Here is a 23,313-nt window from a genome sequence, read left to right on the forward strand (position 1 = left end):
TCGTAATTTTTAATATTCTGTTAAACCAGGCGATTAAAATGTAACTGTTAAGTTAGCTCCATAAAATCTGGTAGGAGGCAACTGGCCATCAGATGTAGCACCAACCGCATTACCATTACCTGATTCACTAAATTCAGGGTCAGTATAAATATTTGATTTAGGCGTAAACATTAATAAGTTTCTTCCTATCAAGCTCACACTGGCTCTTTTAATAAACGGCAAATTGGATGCTAAAAAGCTCTTTGGAACGTCGTAAGTAAGGTTAGCCTCTCTTACTTTCCAGAAAGCCGCGCTAGTTACATAAATACTACCTAAGTTGCTACCGTAAACTAATGGCCAGAAACCATCACCTGCGATGTTGCCACCGTTGTTAACAGCTACGCTTGTGTTTGTAACATATTTACCACCTTGAGATACAACTGAATTCGGGAATATAAACCGTTGACGACCATTTTCAGCTGATTGAGCACCAATACCTGTAAAGTTAAGGTAAGCACCGATATCATTCATGATAGAGTAACCACCACGGTAATCAAGCACGAAAGAGAATGTGAAGTTTTTATAGCTGATTGAGTTGGTTAAACCTAAGATTTGTGTTGGGGTTGTATTTCCATACGTTTTTTCAGTAGGGTCAACTGTTGGGCGGCCTGTTGTAGGGTCAACAATAACCTTACCAGTTGCAGGGTCTCTTGTCCAATCATTAGTTTTAATAACAGGGAATGACTGACCTTGTATAGCATATATACCACCACCTACACCATCAGAGAATGAGCTCAACTGAACTTCTCCACCAGGTAACTGATTAATCAGGTTATGATAATGTGAATAAGTAGCACCGATATCCCAGGTAACTGATCTTGATTTTATGGCGATCACGTTCAGGTCAAACTCTTCACCTGTGTTGGTAACCAAACCGGCGTTAACTAATTTTTGAGTAAAGCCTGTTGCAGCAGATACGTCAGCAGTTAAGCTTTCGTTCCTGGTTTTACTTTGATAGTAATCAGCTTTTAAACTGATTCTGCCATCCAAAAATCCTAACTCAGTACCAAACTCATATTCAGTTGTTTTTTCAGGCTGAATATCTGGATTTAAATATAGCGTTGATTGAGAATAACCACCAATTGAACCATAAGGATATCCTGTTGGCGGAACAAAAGGGTTAATTAAAGAGTAAGCACCATAAGGGTTACCGTTGGTACCGCCAATGTTGATGTTGGCAACCTTTGAGTAAGCAGCGGTTAACTTACCGTAGCTTAATACTTTGTTATCCTTTAACGCCTTTATATTGTTTGTGAAAATATAAGATGCGTTTACAGATGGATATTCAAAATGGTCGTGACCTGCAGCTAATACTGAGTTCCACTCATCGCGGTTTGTACCGGTTAAGTATAAGAAATCTTTATAACCAACAGTTGCCTGCTCATAAAAAGAGTAATCTCTTTGTGTATAGCTAAACTCAGCATAATCAGGCACACCAAGTACGCTGCCAATGTTATAATCATTCGGGAACTGTAAGGCATCACCTTGAAGTTGGATACCTCTTTGGTAACGTTGTTCCATGTTATAACCTACTAAGCCGTTTACGCTAAAGTCACCAAATTTTTTGTTAAAGGTTGCATAAAGGTCATTATTAAGTCTTTGCTCAAAATATGTCTCATCAAATTCTGATGGAGCAAGGTATCCCTGAGATGAAGGAACGTTACCTGCACTTTGCGGATCGGCAATTGCCCATGGAGCAAATGTGATACCGGCTCTTGTGTACTTAAACTGCTCGGTAGTTTGTGTAATACCAATCCTGTCAGCAATTGACAACCATGGAGTTATTTTGTAAGCAAGGTTTAATGTACCTAACAGGTCATAAGTATCACGCTTCCTTCTTGAGTTAGCAATAGTCCAGTAAGGATTTGTTGAGTATGCACTGTAATATGAGTTAGGATTACCATACTGGCTGGTTGGATCTTTAAAATCTTCAAGCGGAATATTTGGAGGCGTATTAATTATCTCAAAATATAAAGGCCTGCCTGAGAATACACCAGCAGATTCTAAACCACCTGAGGTAGTTGCCTGGTTGTAACTGTTACCAGCTACATTAACATTGTTTTGGTCATACGAAACTTTGTAATCAGCATGGAAATTACCATAATCCTGGTTACCTGAAATAGTAATGTTATCTCTTCTTGAATGATCATCAGGAACAATACCATCAGTTGTAGCATCCTGGAAACCTAAATAAAATGTTCCGTGGTCGGTACCTGCTGAATATGAAACATTGAACTGGTTTTGTAAGCCTGTTTTAAAGAAATCTTTTACCGCGTTCTTTTTGTAAGTATAAGGAGAGTATAATGAATCATAACCGGTAACAGTAGTACCGTCAGCAGCAAAAATAGGTGATAATGCTATTAAAAGCTGACGACCGTCAAATGCGGGGCCATATGCTTCGTTCTCATAACCAACCGGGTTAACCGTACCGTTAGCATTTACATACGAGCCGCCTTCACCACCATAACCACCAAACTGGTTTTGTAATTTTGGCAAATAAGAAAGCTGTTGTAAATAAGTAGTATTACTTACGGTAATTGATGGAGCAACTTTTGAACCATGCTTGGTAGTGATGATCAATACACCGTTTGATGCTTTTGAACCATAGATAGCGGCAGCGGTTGCACCTTTCAATACAGTTGTACTTTCAATGTCTTCAGGGTTGATCGTGTTCAAATAGTTAGGATCATCTATTGGCACACCGTCAACAACTATAAGAGCCTGGTTATTACCGGTGATTGACCTGTTACCACGTAATACAACGCGTACTTGCGGGTCAACACCGTTATCGGCCAGGTTTACCTGTAAACCAGAAACCTTACCAGCCAAGCCTGTAGCTACGTCAGTAACTTTAGCCTGGGTAAGCTCTTTCGTTGAAATGGTAGCCACTGAGTAACCTAACTCTTTAGCTTCTTTTTTAACACCCAAGGCACCGGTTACCACAACCTCGCCCAACTGGGTACTAGCAGGTTCAAGTGACACATTTTGTACACCGCCTTTAGGGGCAACTGCCAGTGCATTGTAACCAATAAAGCTGAATTGAAGAGTTGCACCTGCTGGTGCGCTGATTGAGTATTTACCCGCACTGTTGGTGACTACACCCCCAGTTGAGCCTTTTACCCTTACTGTTACTCCCGGAATGGGTAAGCCATCGTCTTTGGCCGTAACCGTACCAGTAACTGTACGGTTTTGTGCGAACACCTGTGTAATACTTAACATCAGGAAACACAAACTTACTAGTAGAAGTTTTTTCATTTTGTTAATAATAAGATCAGTTAATAGTTAATTAATTATAAAAGTAATGTTAGATTTTCAAATAGTCAAGAAAAAAGACTTTTTTTTAAAAATAAAAGCATTTGCATAAAAAAACTTAAAAAATATAGTACTATGTATTGCATAATACATTTTTAAACATATATCTTTGCAGTATGATTGTTGAAAATACACAAACCCAAATGCGGAAAGGCATATTAGAATATTGCATACTTTCCATAATAGCCAAGGGCGAAACTTATGCGTCAGACATTATTGCTGAACTTAAAAAAGCCCAACTGCTTGTAGTTGAGGGTACTCTGTATCCTTTATTAACGCGCCTAAAAAATAATGGCCTGCTAACTTATAATTGGGTAGAATCGACATCGGGGCCGCCACGCAAGTATTATATACTTGCTGATGAGGGCAAAAAGGTTTTGGAACAGCTGGATAAGACATGGACGGAGCTGGAGTTTGCCGTTCATACCGCAATAGGCAACAGGAATAAACCAGATGAGCCGGAAGCGAATAATGAGAAAAATCAGCCTGAAATTTAACCAGCCTTACACGGCATATTAACATAACAAGACTAAACCGATAAATAATTATCAATCATGAATAAAACTATCATCATAAATATAAACGGCACCGTATTCCATATAGAAGAGGATGCCTACGAAATACTAAAGGAGTATATGACGAATGTGAAGCGTCATTTCCTTAACTCGGCCGATAGCCTGGAGATCACCACTGACATTGAAAACCGCCTTGCCGAAATGTTCTCTGAAATATTAACGCATGAGAATAAGCAGGTTGTTGTTGAGCAGGATGTACAATCGGTTATTGAGCAAATGGGTACCGTAGATGAGTTTGACGAAATTTACGAGGACGCCAAAACCGATACCAATAGCACTAACACCTATGCTACCGGCGAACGCAGGTTATTCCGCGATCCGGACGATCACCTGGTGAGCGGCGTTTGCGCAGGTATAGCCAATTACTTTAACATTGAGCCGGTGTGGATAAGACTGGCATTTGCCTTATCATTCTTTTTTGCCGGATCGGGCCTGCTACTATATATAATACTATGGATAGTGATACCCAAAGCATTAACCCGCGCCGACCGCATGGCCATGAAAGGCGAAAAGCTGAACTTACAAGGCTTTAAAAATAACCTTGAAGAAGAGTTAAGCTCTGTACGTAATCACCTGAACAATTTAGGCCAGGAGGCCCGCCCGTTTGTATATAAACTGCGCGATTTTATAACAGATTTTGCGCATCACCTGGGCTTATTTTTTAATGGTGCAGGTAAAATTTTAATTAAGATACTGGGTGTTATAATATTGCTGGCGTTTTTTGCAGGCGCTATAGCCTTAGTGGTAACATTGGTGGCATTTTTAGGTTTTGGCGCCGGGCATGGCAATGGCATGTTCCCAATGTCGATATGGGTAAATGAGCATGCAGACAGGATATATATAGCAGCGTTCTTAACCGCCTTTATACCTGTGCTTACAATTATATTAATGTTGATAAGCGCGGTGTTCAATACAGCATCCATCAGCCGATCAACAGGTACTACTATATTGGTAGTTTGGATATGTGCTGTGAGCGTACTGGTATTTTATATTGCCAAGGTAGGTTCCAATTTCAGGGAATCAGCCAGCTTTACACAAACCGTAAATTTAAAAGCTACGCCCAACAATGTTTATTACTTAAAACTTGATAACGTTAAATACCTCACACGCGATGACAGTTTGCGCCTGGATGTGAAAAACAATTTTCGCAATATGATACTGACTAATGATTTTGAGGATGATCCGGAGCCGCGCAACATCAGCGTTAGTATTGAGCGCAGTGACATCAGCCAGCCTGTTATGATAGAGTCATTTACAGCAAAGGGACATAATTATGAAAATGCGCTGTTAAATGCACGCGACACCAAATACATATACATCCAGGAAGATTCGGTTTTAAAACTTGACGACAAGCTACGAAGAAGCCCTAATTCATCATGGCATGCAGAATATTTGGATATTACCATAAAGCTGCCTTTAAATTCAAAGGTTATAATTGACCAGGAACTGAATAACCGCATCAACCTTAATAATGTTAGCGTTAATGATTGCAAAAACCTGAACAAACAGTATAATGCAAGCTCAGCAGCCTTTATTATGACGGATAATGGCCTGCAATGCAAGGTTGATACCGTTGTAACTGTGAAGACACAAACACAGATCGACTCTGCCCGTAAAGCAACCAGCGCAAAAACTATTGCAAAACTACAGGCCCAAATTGATTCGACCCGCAAGGCCGATAGCGTGTTAAAACATAAATAATGAAACTCCTGATAAAATACCTGAGCCTGCTGATATTCAGCGGGCTCATTATTCCGCTTTATATAAATATAACAGCGCCGGTAAAAACCGTATTCCTGAAAACAACTGCCGAAAAACCACACAAACACACAACAAATACCCCTTTCTTCTACAAGCACATCCTTAAAAACCTCTTCCCGGTGTTAAAAAATTTAAATTAAATTGTAACCTTACCCCTGGTTTGTGCATCTTATACACAAACAACAATTTAATAACTGAATTATATACAACAACTATACTATCTATAATAAATAACGGCTAATAACCGGCAAGCTCCAATTTTCCCGATCTATCTTTTAAAAAGATGAAGAAACTTTAATGGGAGAACTATTGCCAAAATTTTAACACATCATGAAATCGTCTATATATAAAATATTTTTTACAGCTATTTTAACCATAAGCTGCTCAGCTATAACATTTGCACAAACTGCCAATGGCGCAAAAGTATCCGGCTCATTGGTAAACAGCCAGGGCGCACCCATGGATTATGCTTCAGTGAGCTTATTACGCACCAAGGACTCAACCGTTGTTATGGGCACGTTAAGCACCGAGGCCGGGCTATACACCTTCGACCGTATAAAAGCAGGCAGCTACATAGTTAAGGCCGAAGCTGTGGGATACACAAAGGCATTGAGCCAGTCCTTTGCCATTAACGATGGCACAGCAACTCATAACGTTCCTGCTTTAAAGCTGGCCGCTGCCAACCGCACCTTAGGTACAGTAAATATAACAGCTGCAAAACCACTGATAGAGCACCAGGCTGATAAGGTGGTAATGAACGTTGCCGGTAGTGTACTTGCCGCGGGGAACACCGCCATGGATATATTGGAACGCGCGCCCGGTGTTACTGTTGATAAGGATGACAACATCAGCCTTAAAGGCAAACAGGGCGTTACGGTAATGATAAATGATAAGCTTACTTATTTGTCATCACAACAATTGGCGACACTGTTAAAATCAACAGATGGCAATACCATCCAATCAATTGAAATTATCTCCAATCCATCAGCAAAATACGATGCAGCCGGTAACTCGGGGATTATCAACATAAAACTGAAAAAGAATAGCCAATCGGGTACTAACGGCAGTATAATAACTACCGGTGGTTTTGGCGCTTATCCTAATGATAACTCAACCCTTACCTTAAATCATAAACAAGGTAACCTTAACGTATTCGGCAGCTTTACCCATGGCGATTACGAGCAGGGGCGCAACCTGGATATCATGCGCACCGTCACCGATGCCAACAACCAATCAACCTATTTTAATCAGTACAATTACATGAAGAGTGATTCGCACTGGAACAATTACCGTTTCGGCGCTGATTATGATACCTCGCCAACCAATACATTAGGTTTTATTGTAAATGGTTATTCCAATACCGAACAGGATAACAATACAGATGATACTCATATAGGCTCCACTCCTGCCGCCAACGATTCGTTACAGAAAACGCCGGGTAAATTCAACCAGTCGTACAAAAACTTTGCGGTAAACTTAAACGACCGTTGGAAAATCGACACGCTTGGCCAGGAAATTGGCGTTGATCTTGATTATTCAAAGTTTACCAATAACAGCCTTAATTATTATAATACTACATTTTTATTGCCCGATGGAACTGAACAACATCCGACACAATATTTGCAGGAACAAACACCATCAACCATTAATATAAAAACCGCCAAGCTGGATTATACCAAACCGCTTACAAAAACGCTGAAACTGGAAACAGGTGTGAAATTCAGCGATGTAAAAACTGACAACGACCTTCAAGCGCAAACACTCCAAAATGGTCAATATGTTAACGATACTACCCGTACCAATCGTTTTGTTTATGATGAAAAGATTGATGCCGCTTACTTTACTTTAAGTAAAACCTATAAAAAAACATCGGTACAGTTGGGTTTAAGGGGCGAATACACCAGCTCAAGAGGCGACCTGGTTACAGAAGATTCCGTTGCACAACGTAAATATTTCAATCTGTTCCCAAGCTTTTTTCTGAACCATACCTTCTCTGATAAGAATGAGGTAAGCTTTTCATACAGCCGCCGTATTGACCGCCCAAGCTACCAGGATCTGAACCCTTTTATCTATTATCTGGATCAGTATACTTATTCAAAAGGTAATCCATTCTTAAAGCCACAATACACCAATAATTTTGAGCTGGACTACACTTACAATAAAACCATTAATGTAAGCTTAAACTACGCCCATACTACCGATGCTATAACTGAAATAATACTAACAGACGTAGCCCGCAAAGCGACCTACCAAACCAATCTTAACCTGCAAACACAGGATTCTTATAGCATAGATATCAACTCCCCTTTTACTATTGCCAAATGGTGGACTGGTAATGCCGAGGGCTATTTATTTGATATGAAATTCAAGTCGGATTCATTGTTTGGCGGCAACCTGAATACCGGGCAGCTTGCATACAACTTAAAGCTGCAGCAAACATTTACGTTCGCAGGTTTTAAGGCTGAACTATACTCTAATTACCAATCGGCGATGACCTACGGTATCTACCACTTAAGGCCACGCTACTCAACCGATGCCGGTATCAGCCACTCGTTTGACAATAAAAAATTGAACATAAAATTTGCTGTCAGCGATATATTTAATACCCGCACCAATAACTTAAGCGCCAATTACCAGACTGATGATTTCAGCATTCACCAAAAAAGCACAACACGCATAGCCCGTTTAACGCTTACTTATAATTTTGGTAACGATAAAATAAAAGCCCGTGAGCACAGGACTGGTGCTGAGGATGAAAGTGGAAGGGTAAAAGGAGGAAATTAAAAATCCCTATCCTCCCCTCTTTGCGCGCAGCGGAGAGAGGGGCGACAAGTGAAACGTAGTCGGGGTGAGTTGGCGGAGCGCGTTCTCACCAAGCGTCATTGAGTTTTTCACCGAGCGTCATTGCGAGGAACAAAGCAATCCCCTACTATGCAGACCCTCTATGCGCGAGTATACTTATCATGTGAAGCCGCTCATTGCCGCGGAGGCTACTACTTTTGTCTTGATACAAAAGGTAGCAAAAAATCAAGTCAGCAGAAATGCTTCTTTGCCGCACAGGGCCTTTGCCCCGCAAATCAGGCAAAACCTGGGCTGCTATATTTTTACCCTGCTTTCGCTACGCACCTGGCCTTTGCGCTTCTGTAAAAATCTGCTATGCCCTGCCATTACGCACAAGCCCACCATTGTTTTGCCTGATTTCACCCGAAGCTGTTCTACTGACGAACCTCACCCAACCCTCTCCAAGGGAGAGGGCTTTAATTGAAACGTAATCAAAAGCGGGCAATGGCCTGACAAAAAGCGCGGGCCTGGGTGTTTTGCCTGTGGGTGGAAGGATCTTTTTGTCTTGACTTTTTGGTTCTTTTGTGTCAAGACAAAAGAACTAGGGCTCCGCGCCCATGAGCGGCTTCGCGCGACACTCACGCTTGCAAATTCGCCCTGTACAGTCGGGGATTGCTTTGTTCCTAGCAATGACGCTAAAAGAAAAGTTTTAAATGTAAACTGCTATCTGCAAACAGCAAACTAATAATATATTTGCATAGCTATGACACCTATACAGGCCCTGCAAAAATATTTCGGATACAGCGAATTCAGGCACCAGCAGGGGGCTATTATTCAGCATGTTTTAGATAAGAAAGATGTTTTGGCGCTGATGCCTACGGGTGGCGGTAAATCATTATGTTACCAATTGCCCGCGGTTTTGCTAGATGGGCTAACCATCGTTATCTCCCCGCTCATCGCTTTAATGAAGGACCAGGTTGACAGCCTGAATGTTAACGGCATACCTGCCGCTTTCCTCAACTCGGCGCAAAACCCCGATGAGCAGCAAAGGCTGATGGGCAAACTCAGGAACAATGAGATCAAGTTATTATACCTTGCTCCCGAGCGTTTGTTTGGATCAGAAAATAAGCTGGTTGAGTTTTTAAAATCGCTGCCGGTTGTACAGATCGCTATTGACGAGGCGCATTGTATCTCTCATTGGGGGCATGATTTCAGGCCGGAGTATTTGATGCTGGCAGGGTTGAAGGATTATTTCCCGAATATCCCGGTTATAGCCTTAACAGCAACAGCCGATAAGCTCACCCAAAAGGATATCCTCGAAAAATTAAATCTTAAAAACCCTGCCATATTTATATCCTCCTTTAACCGGGAGAATATAAATTATACGGTTGCCCCTAAGAAGAACAGCTTTAACCAACTACTTGATTTTTTGGAGGAACGCAAGGAGGAATCGGGCATTATATATTGTTTGTCGCGTAAATCAACGGAAGCATTAGCAGCTGATCTGAAGGAAGAAGGCTACTCAGCCGAGGCTTACCATGCCGGACTGAATAACGCCATCAAGGCACGCAACCAGGAAGCTTTTTTGCGTGATGACGTAAAGATCATTGTGGCGACTATCGCTTTTGGCATGGGCATCAATAAATCAAATGTGCGCTATGTGGTGCACATGGATCTGCCTAAAAACATTGAGGGTTATTACCAGGAAACAGGCAGAGCGGGCAGAGATGGTTTGCCGTCTGATGCTATATTATATTACTCGCCGGGCGATGCCATGAAGCTTAAAGGCTTTGCAAAGGTTGAGGATAATGAAGAGCAAAGCCGTATCATGCTTAAAAAGCTGGATGATATGGTAAATTATTGCCAACTGCAAACCTGCAGGCGGCATTTTTTGTTAAAGTATTTTGACGAAGAATCGGATGCTACCTGCGGATCATGTGATGTGTGTTTAACGGAATTTGAGCGCTTTGATGGTACGCTGATCGCCCAAAAGGCATTGTCGGCGGTATACAGGTTAAAAGAAAGATTCGGCAGTAATTATGTGATCGATTTTTTGCGGGGATCGAAAAGTGAGAAGATAAGGGAAGAACATAAGCAATTGAAAACTTATGGCGTAGGTGCCGATATCAGCAAACCCGACTGGCAGCGTTACCTGCGTGAACTAAGCGCTATGGGTTATCTACAGGTTGACGGTGGTGAATATCCGGTCCTGAAATTAACGCACCAAAGTGAAGCGGTATTAAAAGGACTGCAAAAAGTAGAATTCATTGCTGCTGAAACTGTTGAAGAAAAACATACCACTGTTGAAGCATTACCTTTTGAGGTTGACCTTTTGACTGAGTTAAAGAATGTAAGGCGAGATATAGCCATGCATGAAAATGTGCCCGCCTACGTAATATTATCTGATGCTACTTTAGTGGAGATAGCCACCTACCTGCCACAAAGTCTGGATGAGCTAAGGATGATCTCCGGCTTTGGTGATATAAAACTGGCGCGTTATGGCCGTGAAATGCTGGCGCCTGTAAAAAACTATTGCAGTATGCGAGGCCTCTCATCCAAAATAAAGCAGAAAGCGCAGAAACGCGAGCGCAAGCCGAGACCCGAAAGATCGAGCGATACAAGGCGGGCAAGCCTTACCTTATTTAAAGGAGGTAAAAGCATTGCGGAGATAGCCCAGGAAAGAAAACTATCGCCAATGACAGTGGAGAGCCACCTCACCTATTATGTGCAGACCGGTGATATTGATGTATCGGAATTTGTGACCAAGGATAAGTTAACGGTGATACAGGATACGGTGGAAAGCTATGGCGATGAGAAGTTATCGCCATTAAAAGAAATTTTGGGCGAGGATTATAGTTATACAGAGATAAAGGCGGTGATTGCGTGGATGAAGGGAAGCTCGTCAACTCAATAACACCTGTCATTTCGAACGATAGTGAGAAATCTTCTTCACTCTGTATAGTTCGCTTTGCATATAGCAGAAGATCTCTCACTATCGTTCGAGATGACAAATCAAAAAGTAAAATGTTTTGTTGAAATTTACACCAATGAATACCGAAGACATCTATCAGCTTTTTATACAACACCCGGTTATCAGCACCGATACCCGCAAGATTGTGCCGGGCAGCCTGTTTTTTGCGTTGAAGGGCGATAAGTTTGATGCCAATACCTTTGCTGAGCAAGCCATTGAGCAAGGCGCGGCCTATGCTATTATAGATAACCCGGCATATCAGCTTAATAAAAAATATATTTTGGTTGATGACGGGCTCACTGCTTTGCAGGATTTGGCGCGTTATCATCGCAAACAATTAATCATACCTGTTGTAGGCTTGACGGGCACCAATGGTAAAACTACCACCAAAGAACTGATCAACGCCGTATTATCTCAGAAATTTAATACCCTGGCTACACAGGGTAACCTGAATAACCATATAGGCGTACCGCTTACTATTTTAAGCATTAACAGCACACACGAGATGGCGGTTATTGAAATGGGCGCTAATCACCAGAAAGAGATCGAGCTACTTTGCAGTATTTCGCAGCCTACACATGGGCTTATTACTAATATTGGCAAGGCGCATTTAGAGGGCTTCGGCGGAGTTGAGGGGATTAAGAAAGGTAAGGGTGAATTGTATGATTTCTTGAGTCGGGAAGACGGAAGTTTAGAGCAGGGCATTGCCTTTGTAAATGGTGATGACAAGGTATTAATGGAGATGCAGCAGGCCCGGGATTTAAAAAAAGTGGTAATGTATGGCACCAATAACCGGGATAATACTATCGTTGGTAAACTAACCGAGAACTCCCCGCTCCTGTCTTTACAATGGACCAATAATTCATCCGGCGAAAGTCATGCCATCAAAACACAGCTTACCGGGGCTTATAACCTTGATAATATATTAGCGGCTATCTGCATAGGTACTTATTTTGAACTGGATGCCGATGCTATTAATAAAGGTGTGGAGGGCTATCAGCCGCAAAACAACCGTTCGCAGATCAAGCAAACTGCAACCAATACCCTTATCTGCGATTACTATAATGCCAATCCCAGCAGCATGTTTGTGGCTATTGAAAACATAGGCAAACTTACTGCCGATAGAAAAGTATTGATACTGGGTGATATGTTTGAGCTGGGCGATGAATCTGCCGCGGAACATGAAGCGATTATCAGAAAGGCTTTAGCTACTGAAGTTGATGAGCGCATATTCATCGGCAAGGACTTTTTAGCGCAGAAATGGAAATTTAAGGGTGATAAGCTAAAAAATGCCACCTTTCATGCTACTGTTGAGAATGCGATTACGGCTTTAAAGTTTCATCCGGTAAAAAATTCAACGGTGCTAATAAAGGGTTCGAGGGGTATGGCTTTGGAGCGGTTGGTGGAGTTGTTTTAGGATAATTTTGTCTTATCAACAGTGTCATTTCGAACGAGGTACGAGGAGAAACTATCTCTTGAGCGGGACGTGCCTGGCTTGTGTGAGCGAAAAATCTTCTTCATCTTGCATAGTTCGCTTTGCATATAGCAGAAGATCTCTCACTATCGTTCGAGATGACAATTCTTTATAAATAAATATAACATGGCCATACTAAAATCTCTCTCTATTTTCATACTTGCCGGCTTATGCGAAATTGGCGGCGGTTATTTGATCTGGCTTTGCCTTAAAGAGGATAAACCCTGGTGGTATGCCGCGTTGGGCGCTGTGGTACTGGCCTTTTACGGCGTGGTGGCTACCTGGCAAACTAATAATTTCGGCCGGGTGTATGCTACTTATGGCGGAATATTTATAGTGATGGCCCTGCTTTGGGCATGGAAGGTTGATGATTTCAAGCCCGATAAGTATGATATTATCGGTGCGCTTATAGCCTTGATTGGGGTTTGTGTGATTATTTATACGCCGCGGAGGTAAGGAGAAGCACAAGTCAGCGCGCTCACACTCCACAGCACAAGACTTGCACTAATGAGGGGAGGTAGGACATGCATTTATTAAACATGTCATTGCGAGCGATAGCGTGGCAACCTCGTCGCTTGCATATTGAACGCGACGAGGTTGCTTCGTCGTTCCTCCTCGCAATGACATGTTTTTGTAACACATAAAACGCGCTCCGTTGACTCACCCGTCTTTGCTTCGCTCGACCACCCTCTCTGCGGCAAGCCGCAAAGAGGGTAAGAACAAAAAATGCTGATCTGAAAATGAATTTATCATCTTCAAATCAGCACATCCTCAAATCTTCAAACCAAAGATTTTATTTTTTCAGGCCAATCTCACGGAGACGTTCATCCAGGTATTCGCCGGCGGTGATGTCGGTGTAGTGTTTTGGATGAGTGGCATCAATGCATGATTCCAGGCAGGTAAGGTCCATATCCGGTTTCGGGTGCAGGAAGAATGGCACCGAGTAGCGGGAATTCTTCATCTGGTCGCGTGGTGGATTTACTACCCTATGTGTGGTTGATTTTAGCTTGTTATTGGTTAAACGCTGCAGCATATCGCCTACGTTTACTACCAGGTCCTCACCATAAGCTTTAACCGGGAACCATTCGTTTTCACGGGTTAATAGTTCAAGACCATCGGCACTGGCTCCTATTAATAGGGTGATGAGGTTAATATCCTCATGCGCTCCTGCGCGTACCGCATCATCAGGAATCGAATCGGGGTTAGTTATAGGGAAATAGTGCAGTGTGCGTAATATGGAATTACCATCATGCACTTTATCATCAAAGTAATTTTCGGGCAGGTTTAAGTATACGGCTATGGCACGTAACAAATGGATACCGGCTTGCTCCAGCTTTTTATAAACTTCCTGTGTGGTTGTATTAAAATCAGGCAGTTCATTAACAATAATATTGTCGGGATAATCCGCTTTAAGCGGTGAATCAGCGGCAACGGTTTGCCCTATTTGCCAAAACTCCTTCAGATCGGGAGTTTTAAAGCCTTTAGCGGTTTCCTTGCTTTTGCCGGTATAGCCACGTTGGCCTGCAAGTTCCGGTTTCTCATAGTTTAGCTTAGCATCCTCCGGTAAGGTGAACAATTCTTTAACCTGCTCGTACAGCTTATCAATTAATACTTTGCTGAGGCCGTGATTGGTGATGGTTACAAAACCTGTTTCATTAAAAGCTTTGCCAATTTCGTCCGAAAAGCGTTTACGTTCATCGGCGTTACCTTGTATATAGGTGTTCAGATCAAGACGTGGAATATTTACTTTACTCATGGTCAGTTAAATGATAGATAGGAAATTGTTCAAATTTAATCAGCGGATTGTAAATTAAAGGAATTATAAATTATTATAATGAATAAAACAATTATTAGTTTAAACGATTTATATCATGTTCAGTCGAAACATATATTATATATCTATAAAAATATTATGAAAACGCTTAAAAAAATATTTGGAATTGGCCTTATGGCTTTTTTCATTACTATAATGGCCCCGCATAAAAGTATGGCGCAGGGGGGCTACGTATCTGACCAGGATTTTTATGACAACCTGCAGCAATACGGCACCTGGGTTGATGACCCTAATTACGGCAATGTTTGGGTACCTGATGTGGATGGCGATTTCAGGCCATATGCCTCACGCGGGCACTGGGTACAAACTGAGTACGGCAGCACATGGGTATCAGACTATCCGTGGGGATGGGCAACCTTTCACTATGGCAGGTGGCACTATGATGATTATTATGGTTGGGAATGGGTACCGGGCCATCAGTGGGCACCCGCCTGGGTAAGCTGGCGCCATGGTGGTGGCTATTATGGCTGGGCGCCATTAGGGCCGGGCATAACTATTGCTATTTCATTTGGCAGCAGTTACCGCGTACCAAATAGCTATTGGGTATGCGCGCCGGAGGCTTATATAAACAGGCCAAATATTTATAATTATTATGTACCGCCTACACGTGTAGTAACTATTATAAACAGAACAACTATTATAAATAATACCTATGTATATAATAACCGCACCTATGTAACCGGCCCCCGTCCGCAGGATATTCAGCGGATCACACGCCAGCGGGTACAAGTGTATAAAATTAATAATGCCAGCAGACCGGGTGCTAATGTTGTACAAAATAATACCCTGAATATTTACAGACCTGCGGTTAGAAAATCGGCGGATGCACGCCCTGCAAGGGTTGTAAACGCAACGGCATATAAACAAGCCAACCCTAACCAGGGTATAGGCAGGCCGGGCTCAGGCGCATATAACCGCGCTAATGCACAAAGACTGGCCACTACAGCACGTACCGATAACCCTAATAACAATGTAGTGCGGGTAAACCCGGTAAATAATCAAAGGCCAGGCCAGCCTGCGAATAATAACCGCCCGGGGCAACCGGCTGCAAAACCGAATCCGCAACAACCTGCTAGTGGTGCTAACAACGGGCATAACCGCCAGCCAAATGCCGGCACAAACCCCGCTACAGGCACCCGCCCGGCACAACCGGGCAGTAATCCAAATACTCAAAATAAATTAGACAGGCAAAATACTAATGACCGCCGTGGACCGGGGGCTGTAGTACCAAAAACGCCTGCAACTGATAATAATGCTGCACAAAAACAGCAACAGGATCAGTCCCGCCAGCAGCAGCAAGCACAACAAAAACAACAGCAACAGGCACAACAGGATCAAGCCCGTCAGCAGCAACAAGCTCAGCAAGCACAACAAAAACAACAGCAGCAGGCACAACAGAATCAGGCGCACCAGCAGCAACAAAAACAACAACAGCAGGCGCAGCAAAAACAGCAACAGGATCAAGCCCGTCAGCAGCAGCAAACGCAGCAACGCCAGCAGCAGCAGGCTCAGCAAGCGCAACAAAAACAACAGCAGCAAGCACAACAGAACCAGGCCCGTCAGCAGCAGCAACAGGCACAGCAGGCACAACAAAGACAGCAGCAACAAGCTCAACAACAGGCGCAGCAACGCCAGCAGCAGCAGGCTCAACAACAAGCGCAGCAACGCCAGCAGCAACAGCAGGCTCAACAACAAGCGCAGCAACGCCAGCAGCAACAGCAGGCACAACAAAGACAGCAGCAACAAGCTCAACAACAAGCGCAGCAACGCCAGCAACAGCAGGCGCAACAAGCTCAACAAAGACAGCAGCAGCAGGCTCAGCAGAATCAAGCTCGTCAGCAACAGCAGGCTCAGCAAAGGCAGCAGCAAAGGCAGCAGCAACAAAAACAACAACAGCAGCAGAAGCAACAGCCTAAGCCACAGCCCCATGATGGGCAACAATAGCATTATTGCTGATTACCTTTTTTAATTGATAGCACATATAAATAAAATTATATGTGCTATTTTTGTGTACTGATTATGCTTAAACTATTCCCAAACAAGATTGCCGGGCTATTTCTCGTGTTGATAATATCCGCCTGTGCTTTTATATGCAATGCCCAGACTAAAACTACGCACACCAAAAACCCGCATAATATTGTTTTTATTGAAGATTCATGGGATGAAGCCTTACGACAGGCTGCGTTACAAAACAAATATATTTTTGTTGATGCCTATGCCAGTTGGTGCGGCCCATGCAAAATGCTCAAGAAATACACGTTTAGTAATCAAAAGGTGGCCGACTTTTTTAACGCCAATTTTGTAAACGTATCTATTGACATGGAGAAAGGTGACGGGCCCAGCCTGGCTACTGCATGGCGATTACAGGCTTATCCTACATTAATTATTTTTGACGCTAAAGGCAGACCAGTTTTAGGTACCGCCGGATATATGGGCGTGAATGATCTGCTGGATTTTGGTAAACAGGGATTGAGTAAAAAAAGTAGCGCTATTTAGTGATTAGTTGCCTTTATTATTTCTGACTATTAGGTTTTTACTGCAAGGAATTTGCGTTAGGGATTGGAACGGATACCGGCCAGGAGAGGGCCTCAGTGCTGGCCGTGGCTAAGGCCTGTGCAGTATGAGTGGAAAGCCCGGGCCGCAGGCAACGCCCATATATTAACCTAATTCAATCTCTATGCTTATGATTTACGTAATACTTCTTTCTTGTCATTCTGAGCGGCAGCGAAGAGCCTACCCACGTTCATATACAAGCGATGATCTTTCGCTTGTAGAATAGATGCTTCGTCCCTCAGCATGACATTGTATTTGACTTTGCGGCGCTCCGTTTGACTCACCCCGACTACTCCGCTAGCCAGCAGATCGTCGACCCTCTCTTCGCTGGGCGCAAAGAGGGTAAGCACAATGATGATATTCTGTATAACGAAAATATTTAAAACGAAAGTTGATTGCACAAAAAAGGCCGAAAAGACTCTCGCAGTTTTTCGGCCTACATCTACCTATGAAAACAACCCTTTTTGAGTAAGGGCATTATCGTATAGTCAAAAGCAATGCCAATTGTTGAAACACTATAATTTAAGCTAAAAGTTAAGTGTTCAAAATTAGGCCATTTTCTATTTGTGGAACTCCTTGCCCAAATTACGGGTAAAAATTACACACACGTCTGCAATCGATGGAATTTTATTGGGAAAATAGCTGGATCGGGGAAATAAAAAATCAAATCAGATAAACCGCATCTTCAGCATCATTTTCAATTAACGAAACATCAACGCGTTCCTTTAATACTGTGGACAGAGCTACACCTGCATAATCGGTGGTCATGGGGAAGTTTTTGTGGTTGCGGTCAACCAATACAACGGTGCGCAATTTTTTAAGGCGCACATCAATAAAAACACCAAAGCCATAGGCCAGGGTTTTGCCGCTATTCAATACATCATCAACCAAAATAACTGCCTTATCGCGGCAGTCGTTTACATCAAAATCAATTTTAGCTTTTAGCGTACTGCTCTGTTTGTCCAGTTCGATCGTAAGCAGTCTGCTTTTAAAGGGGGCAATCTCGTCGAGGATCTTTTTAAGGCGCTCGGCAATGCGATTGCCACGGGGCAGTATACCGGCTATCAGTATTTCTTCCTCATCAAAATTGTCTTCCAGTATCTGGTAGGCAATACGATCAATCTTTTGCTGTATCTGCTGCTGATTTAATATAAGGAGTTTTTTTGCTGACATATTTTTTGAGTTGAAGGTTGAAAGTTACAAGTTGAAAGTGGCTATCATCCTCTTTATTATATATTACAAATTAAAGGTATAAAGTTAAAAGTGAATTCATCAAACAAAAAATACTTTCAACTTTTAACCTTCAACGTACAACTAATCCTTAACGTATGGGAAGAAAACAAAGTTGGCGCCTTCAGGTACTATAACAAATACGCACATAAAATCGTGCGGGTTTTTATAGGTATCAATAAAACGTTGTTTTAGCTCTTTTTTTATTACGCCGCGCTCAATAAATTCCTCGAGGGTTGAGGCGTGGATAGACCATTCGCTGTTGATATCGTGCCTGTCCAGGATCACCTCGCCCAGCGCTATCTCATGCTGGTGCGCGATAAAAATAGGGTATGACGATAAGCCTTCAACCATTATCTCAATAGCTACTTCTTTTATTGATTCATTAAAAAACCTGAGGTCAGTCTCCAGGCTCAACAGCGGGCTCTGCTTTTTATCGTTATTATATTCGTTTAAAAGTTCTTCGGGTTCCATTTTAATTATTGAATTAGTGAATGAGTGATTTAGTGAATTGATATTCACATCTTCAAATCATCAAATTTTCAAATTAGCACATTAATTATTCCGCAGCACTAATAGCACCACATTTTCCACGTGCTGAGTATGAGGGAACATATCAACCGGTTGTATTTTTACGGTGTCGTATTTTTCCTTTAGCACCAGCAAATCGCGGGCCTGGGTTGCGGCATTGCAGCTTACATATACAATTTTAGGGGCTTCAATTTCCATTAAGCGGGCAACCACATCGGGGTGCATGCCTGCGCGCGGCGGATCGGTGATGATCACATCCGGCTTGCCATGTTCGGCAATAAATTCCGGCACTAGCACATCCTTCATATCACCGGCGTAAAACTTAGTGTTGGTGATATTATTAATGGCCGAATTGATCTTCGCGTCCTCTATCGCTGTAGGCACATACTCTACCCCTACTACTTCCTTAACATGCCCGGCCACAAAATTAGCTATGGTACCGGCACCTGTGTACAGGTCATAAACCAGTTCATCACCTTTAAATCCGGCGAAGTCGCGGGTTATTTCATACAAGCGCAGTGCCTGCTCGGAGTTGGTTTGATAGAATGATTTCGGGCCGATCCTGAAGCGGATGCCGTTCATCTCCTCATATATATACTCCGGGCCGCGAAATGCTACCACATCCTGGTCGAAAATAGTATCGTTCTTCTTTTGATTTACGATGTACAGCAGCGAGGTGATCTGCAAAAAGGTATCGCCAATGAAATTCATCATCTTGCTGATCTCTTCTTCAGTTACATAGGCAAACACTACGATTACCATCAGTTCACCAGTTGATGAGGTGCGGATGATGAGGTTGCGCAAAGCCCCCGCATGGCCTTTCAAATCGTAATAGCTGTAGCCCTCGCGTTTAGCAAACTCATCAATACTGTTACGGATGGCATTTGATGGGTCGGCTTGCAGGTAGCAGTGCTGAATATTCAGTATCTTATCAAACCTGCCGGGAATGTGAAAACCCAGGGCGTCCATTTCGGCCGGCTCATCAGTACGATTCTCGCCGTCCATCAGCCAGCGTTTATTGCTGAAGGTAAATTCCAGCTTATTGCGGTAATATCTATCGGCAGGCGATGCTACTATAGGCATCATGCCTTCTACATCAATTTTAGCTATACGGCCCAACGCATCGGTTACCGACTTTTGCTTGAATTTTAGTTGCGCCTCATAGGTCATGTGCTGCCATTTACAGCCGCCACAGGTACCAAAATGCGCACAGAAAGCTTCAACCCGATATTCGGATGGTTTTTTGAGGTTGACGATCTTTGCCTCGCCAAAATTCTTTTTGCTGCGGTATACCTGTACATCGGCAATATCACCGGGAATGGCCTTATCAACAAATAATACAAAATCATCTGTTTTACCCACACCTTTGCCCTCTTCGGCAATATCGATTATCTCAACGTCCTCAAAAATTTTATTGTAGTTGGCTTTGTTCCTGCTCATATGCGGGTGCAAAGGTAATACTTTGATTTCGGATGTGGGATTTTCGATTTTTCACAATTTGTTTTTTTTCAAAGGTGTTCAAGAGGGCTCCGTCGTTTCGGATTTGTTACCTACCCGGTTCTCCCAAACACAAATCATTTTTCAATCCAATGATAGTTAACCCATTACAACACAAAAAGTAACAATACCATTACAATTGATCATTCATCGATACATATACATCGTTCATCGATACATAGCCATCTCACCTATAATCCGGAGGAATAAACCTCGTTAAAAAGCACTTATTTTATTGTTTAATAGGGGAAATTATTAACTGAGATGGACAATCATGACATCCGTATTTAAAAATATTTGTTATGATAATACTACTATGCGGACTATCGGGAGCTGGAAAAACAACCCTTGCCTACAGTGTAAAAAATAAGCTTGACGAGCTGGGAAAACACACCGAAATACTCGATGGTGACGAATACCGTAAAATGCTGTTCAAAGAGTTGGGCTACTCGCAGCATGACAGGATGGAGAATATACGCCGCCTGGGTTTTATTGCCGGCAAGCTATCAAAACATGGTATTATTACCATTATCAGCGCCATAAACCCTTACCAGGAAATAAGAAATGAACTGGTTAATACCTACCACGATGTAAGAACCGTGTTTGTTGACTGCCCCATTGATATTTTAACCCGGCGCGATACCAAAGGCCTTTACGCCCGGGCGCAGCTCCCGGATAATCACCCCAATAAATTACATAACCTTACAGGCGTTAATGACCGCTTTGATGTGGTACTTAAGCCCGACCTGCATATACTTACCGGCATACAAACACTTACTGAAAGCACAGAGTTGTTGTTTAGTTTAATAACCAACCAATTAATACCCGCTTAAATGGATAATCGTGTAGTGATAATTGCAGGTATGCACCGCTCGGGCACATCGCTCATTAGCCACTGGCTTGATAGCTGCGGGCTAAACCTGGGCGAAACACTGCTGGGGCCTGATATCGGTAATATTGAAGGACATTATGAAGATGTGGATTTTTACCGTTTTCATGAGGATACGCTGGCTGCTAATAATCTTTCGCGCTATGGGTTTATAAGTCATGCTGCCCCGGCGCTTAATCACTACCAGCAGGAAAAGCTAAAGAGCATCATCAGCTTTAAAAATAAGATGAGCCCGCAGTGGGGATGGAAAGACCCACGTACCTGCCTGTTTTTTGCTACCTACAGGCAATTGCTGCCCAATGCTTTTTATTTGAATGTCATCCGGGATTATACTTCAACCGTAAGCTCACTCGTAAGGCGGGATTTTGATCACCATGCAACCAAATACCTTACACGCGGCTGGCTGCAACGGTTTATATGGACCCACTTTAAAAAAGCAGGCCGCAGGCGCAAATTCTTCAGGCAGCTTACCGCTTATTATTTGCGCATATGGGTTGCCTATAACCAGGAGATACTTAACAATATTGAAATTCTGCCTGCTGATAAGCACCTGACGATAGATCACTTAAGTTTGGTGGACCACGATAAACAAATTTTTAACTCCCTGATTAATAATTGGAGGATTGAACTTAAATATTGTGACTTCAAATTAATTTTCAAATCAACCCTAATGAGTCAGGTTGATAATATAGACCATTTTGTAAAGGACGACGCGTTGCTACAAACGGCAAAAGCGCTGGAAGCTAAATTGAAAAGTATATGTATTTAATAAAGGATTTTACCGAAAGGGTAGCCATTGTGATACCAATGTACAAAAATGAGCTATCAGACTATGAGGCGGCATCATTAAACCAATGTTTTACAGTACTGGGCAAATACCCCATTATTGTTATAAAACCGCGATCACTGCATTTAACAGTGCTTGATGGCTATAGTGGCATTGAATACATGGATTTTGACGACGCCTATTTTTATGATATGCGCGGTTATAACCGACTGATGCTTTGGGAAGGTTTTTACGGCCGGTTCTTTACCTACGAATACATACTCATTTACCAACTTGATGCCTTTGTGTTTAATGATCTGCTGCTGCACTGGTGTAAAATGGGTTATGATTATATTGGTGCGCCATGGCTAAGGGGCGCTAAATATATCGACACGTTTAAGGCCGTTAAATCAAAACTGAAAATATTTATACATACCCATTTTAACCGCACGCAACCCGGCACCGACCTGCCTACCGACATACAGTTTGAAAATAAGGTGGGCAATGGTGGCTTATCCTTAAGAAAGGTGCACACTTTTTATCATGCCCTAAAAAATCACAAGCAATCAACAGCAAAATACCTTTATAGGCCCGAACATTATTTTAATGAGGATGTGTGGTGGAGCATTGAGTTGAACCGCCATAAAAATATATTGAAGATGCCTGGTTATAAAACCGCGGTATTCTTTTCGATTGAAAATGAGCCTGAGCAGGCATTTGAACTAACCGGGCAACGCATGCCCTTTGCCTGCCATGCCTGGGATAAGCACCTCGACTTTTGGGCCGATAAAATAGCCATCCGCCAGAACAGCAGCCTGCGTAAGAAAAAAGTGGCGACGGTTAAGGTAGCGTCTTCCGGATATACAGGGTATACAGATGCTAATACGGCAAGGTACGCACAGCGTAACCAAGATTATCTGTATGACGAGATCACGAAGCATGCCTGGGATGACGGACCGTTGAAATTACGTGAAGACGATTGAAAAAACCAGTTGCAGAACCTGTTTCAGCAACCCGCACGCCAAGTTAACAGCATGCGGGCTACATATATAATGAAATCCCGGATCAAGCCGGGATGACGGGGCGGCCCAGAATGTATT

General features: G+C 42.7%; 18 protein-coding genes. 13 read left to right on the top strand and 5 right to left on the bottom strand.

Annotation, left to right across the window (positions count from 1 at the left end; all coding sequences use genetic code 11):
* Nucleotides 1-33: 33 nt before the first annotated feature.
* Nucleotides 34-3,294, bottom strand: a complete 3,261-nt coding sequence (locus tag BLU33_RS21080) for a SusC/RagA family TonB-linked outer membrane protein (protein ID WP_091377889.1) — start codon at nucleotides 3,292-3,294, stop codon at nucleotides 34-36.
* Nucleotides 3,295-3,467: 173 nt separating this feature from the next.
* On the opposite strand from BLU33_RS21080, the gene BLU33_RS21085 reads away from it, so the two are divergent.
* The 8 genes from BLU33_RS21085 to BLU33_RS21120 all read left to right on the top strand — a co-directional run bounded on the left by BLU33_RS21085 (nucleotide 3,468) and on the right by BLU33_RS21120 (nucleotide 13,369).
* A complete protein-coding gene (locus BLU33_RS21085; RefSeq protein ID WP_091377892.1) occupies nucleotides 3,468-3,848 on the top strand; it encodes a PadR family transcriptional regulator in 381 nt (126 codons plus the stop codon).
* Nucleotides 3,849-3,905: 57 nt separating this feature from the next.
* Nucleotides 3,906-5,627: a PspC domain-containing protein gene (locus BLU33_RS21090; protein ID WP_091377895.1), complete on the top strand. Its 1,722-nt coding sequence runs from the start codon at nucleotides 3,906-3,908 to the stop codon at nucleotides 5,625-5,627.
* A complete protein-coding gene (locus BLU33_RS21095) occupies nucleotides 5,627-5,827 on the top strand; it encodes a hypothetical protein (protein ID WP_091377899.1) in 201 nt (66 codons plus the stop codon). The genes BLU33_RS21090 and BLU33_RS21095 overlap by 1 nt, the downstream gene beginning before the upstream one ends.
* Before the next feature lie 190 nt (nucleotides 5,828-6,017).
* Nucleotides 6,018-8,471 (top strand): outer membrane beta-barrel family protein, encoded by a 2,454-nt coding sequence (locus BLU33_RS21100; protein WP_091377902.1) that lies wholly within the window; start codon nucleotides 6,018-6,020, stop codon nucleotides 8,469-8,471.
* A gap of 160 nt (nucleotides 8,472-8,631) precedes the next feature.
* Nucleotides 8,632-8,952: a hypothetical protein gene (locus BLU33_RS21105; RefSeq protein ID WP_091377905.1), complete on the top strand. Its 321-nt coding sequence runs from the start codon at nucleotides 8,632-8,634 to the stop codon at nucleotides 8,950-8,952.
* A gap of 279 nt (nucleotides 8,953-9,231) precedes the next feature.
* On the top strand, nucleotides 9,232-11,382 hold the full coding sequence (recQ, locus tag BLU33_RS21110) for a DNA helicase RecQ (RefSeq protein ID WP_091377907.1): 2,151 nt from the start codon (nucleotides 9,232-9,234) through the stop codon (nucleotides 11,380-11,382).
* A gap of 133 nt (nucleotides 11,383-11,515) precedes the next feature.
* Nucleotides 11,516-12,856, top strand: coding sequence for a UDP-N-acetylmuramoyl-tripeptide--D-alanyl-D-alanine ligase (locus tag BLU33_RS21115; RefSeq protein ID WP_091377911.1), 1,341 nt, complete (start codon nucleotides 11,516-11,518; stop codon nucleotides 12,854-12,856).
* Between the two features lie 183 nt (nucleotides 12,857-13,039).
* Nucleotides 13,040-13,369 (top strand): YnfA family protein, encoded by a 330-nt coding sequence (locus BLU33_RS21120; protein ID WP_091377914.1) that lies wholly within the window; start codon nucleotides 13,040-13,042, stop codon nucleotides 13,367-13,369.
* A 337-nt stretch (nucleotides 13,370-13,706) separates the two neighbouring features.
* Here the strand turns inward: BLU33_RS21120 and BLU33_RS21125 are convergent, their stop codons facing one another.
* The gene (locus BLU33_RS21125; RefSeq protein ID WP_091377917.1) at nucleotides 13,707-14,669 is read right to left on the bottom strand and encodes an isopenicillin N synthase family dioxygenase; all 963 of its coding nucleotides are present in this window, start codon (nucleotides 14,667-14,669) and stop codon (nucleotides 13,707-13,709) included.
* Nucleotides 14,670-14,825: 156 nt separating this feature from the next.
* On the opposite strand from BLU33_RS21125, the gene BLU33_RS25235 reads away from it, so the two are divergent.
* Both BLU33_RS25235 and BLU33_RS21135 read left to right on the top strand, forming a co-directional pair.
* Nucleotides 14,826-16,691, top strand: coding sequence for a DUF6600 domain-containing protein (locus tag BLU33_RS25235; protein WP_157682301.1), 1,866 nt, complete (start codon nucleotides 14,826-14,828; stop codon nucleotides 16,689-16,691).
* A 75-nt stretch (nucleotides 16,692-16,766) separates the two neighbouring features.
* Nucleotides 16,767-17,243: a thioredoxin family protein gene (locus tag BLU33_RS21135; RefSeq protein WP_091377920.1), complete on the top strand. Its 477-nt coding sequence runs from the start codon at nucleotides 16,767-16,769 to the stop codon at nucleotides 17,241-17,243.
* Nucleotides 17,244-17,963: 720 nt separating this feature from the next.
* On the opposite strand, the gene BLU33_RS21145 is transcribed toward BLU33_RS21135, so the two are convergent.
* The 3 genes from BLU33_RS21145 to rlmD form a co-directional block, all read right to left on the bottom strand.
* Nucleotides 17,964-18,473, bottom strand: coding sequence for a phosphoribosyltransferase family protein (locus BLU33_RS21145; RefSeq protein WP_091377926.1), 510 nt, complete (start codon nucleotides 18,471-18,473; stop codon nucleotides 17,964-17,966).
* A gap of 141 nt (nucleotides 18,474-18,614) precedes the next feature.
* Entirely contained in the window at nucleotides 18,615-19,004 is a 390-nt protein-coding gene (locus BLU33_RS21150; protein WP_091377929.1) for a hypothetical protein, read from the bottom strand.
* 81 nt (nucleotides 19,005-19,085) lie between these two features.
* Entirely contained in the window at nucleotides 19,086-20,501 is a 1,416-nt protein-coding gene (gene rlmD / locus BLU33_RS21155) for a 23S rRNA (uracil(1939)-C(5))-methyltransferase RlmD (RefSeq protein ID WP_091377932.1), read from the bottom strand.
* A 359-nt stretch (nucleotides 20,502-20,860) separates the two neighbouring features.
* Here rlmD and cysC point away from each other — a divergent pair, with 359 nt between their 5' ends.
* Genes cysC through BLU33_RS21170 form a run of 3 tightly spaced genes read left to right on the top strand, consistent with a single transcriptional unit; the run spans nucleotide 20,861 to nucleotide 23,196 of the window.
* The gene (gene cysC, locus BLU33_RS21160; RefSeq protein WP_091377935.1) at nucleotides 20,861-21,391 is read left to right on the top strand and encodes an adenylyl-sulfate kinase; all 531 of its coding nucleotides are present in this window, start codon (nucleotides 20,861-20,863) and stop codon (nucleotides 21,389-21,391) included.
* Entirely contained in the window at nucleotides 21,392-22,216 is an 825-nt protein-coding gene (locus tag BLU33_RS21165) for a sulfotransferase (protein ID WP_091377938.1), read from the top strand.
* Nucleotides 22,207-23,196 (top strand): DUF5672 family protein, encoded by a 990-nt coding sequence (locus tag BLU33_RS21170; protein ID WP_091377941.1) that lies wholly within the window; start codon nucleotides 22,207-22,209, stop codon nucleotides 23,194-23,196. Before BLU33_RS21165 ends, BLU33_RS21170 begins: the two co-directional genes overlap by 10 nt.
* The last annotated feature ends 117 nt before the right edge of the window (nucleotides 23,197-23,313 follow it).

Origin of the sequence: Mucilaginibacter mallensis, assembly GCF_900105165.1 — a bacterium.
Taxonomy (GTDB): Bacteria; Bacteroidota; Bacteroidia; order Sphingobacteriales; family Sphingobacteriaceae; genus Mucilaginibacter; species Mucilaginibacter mallensis.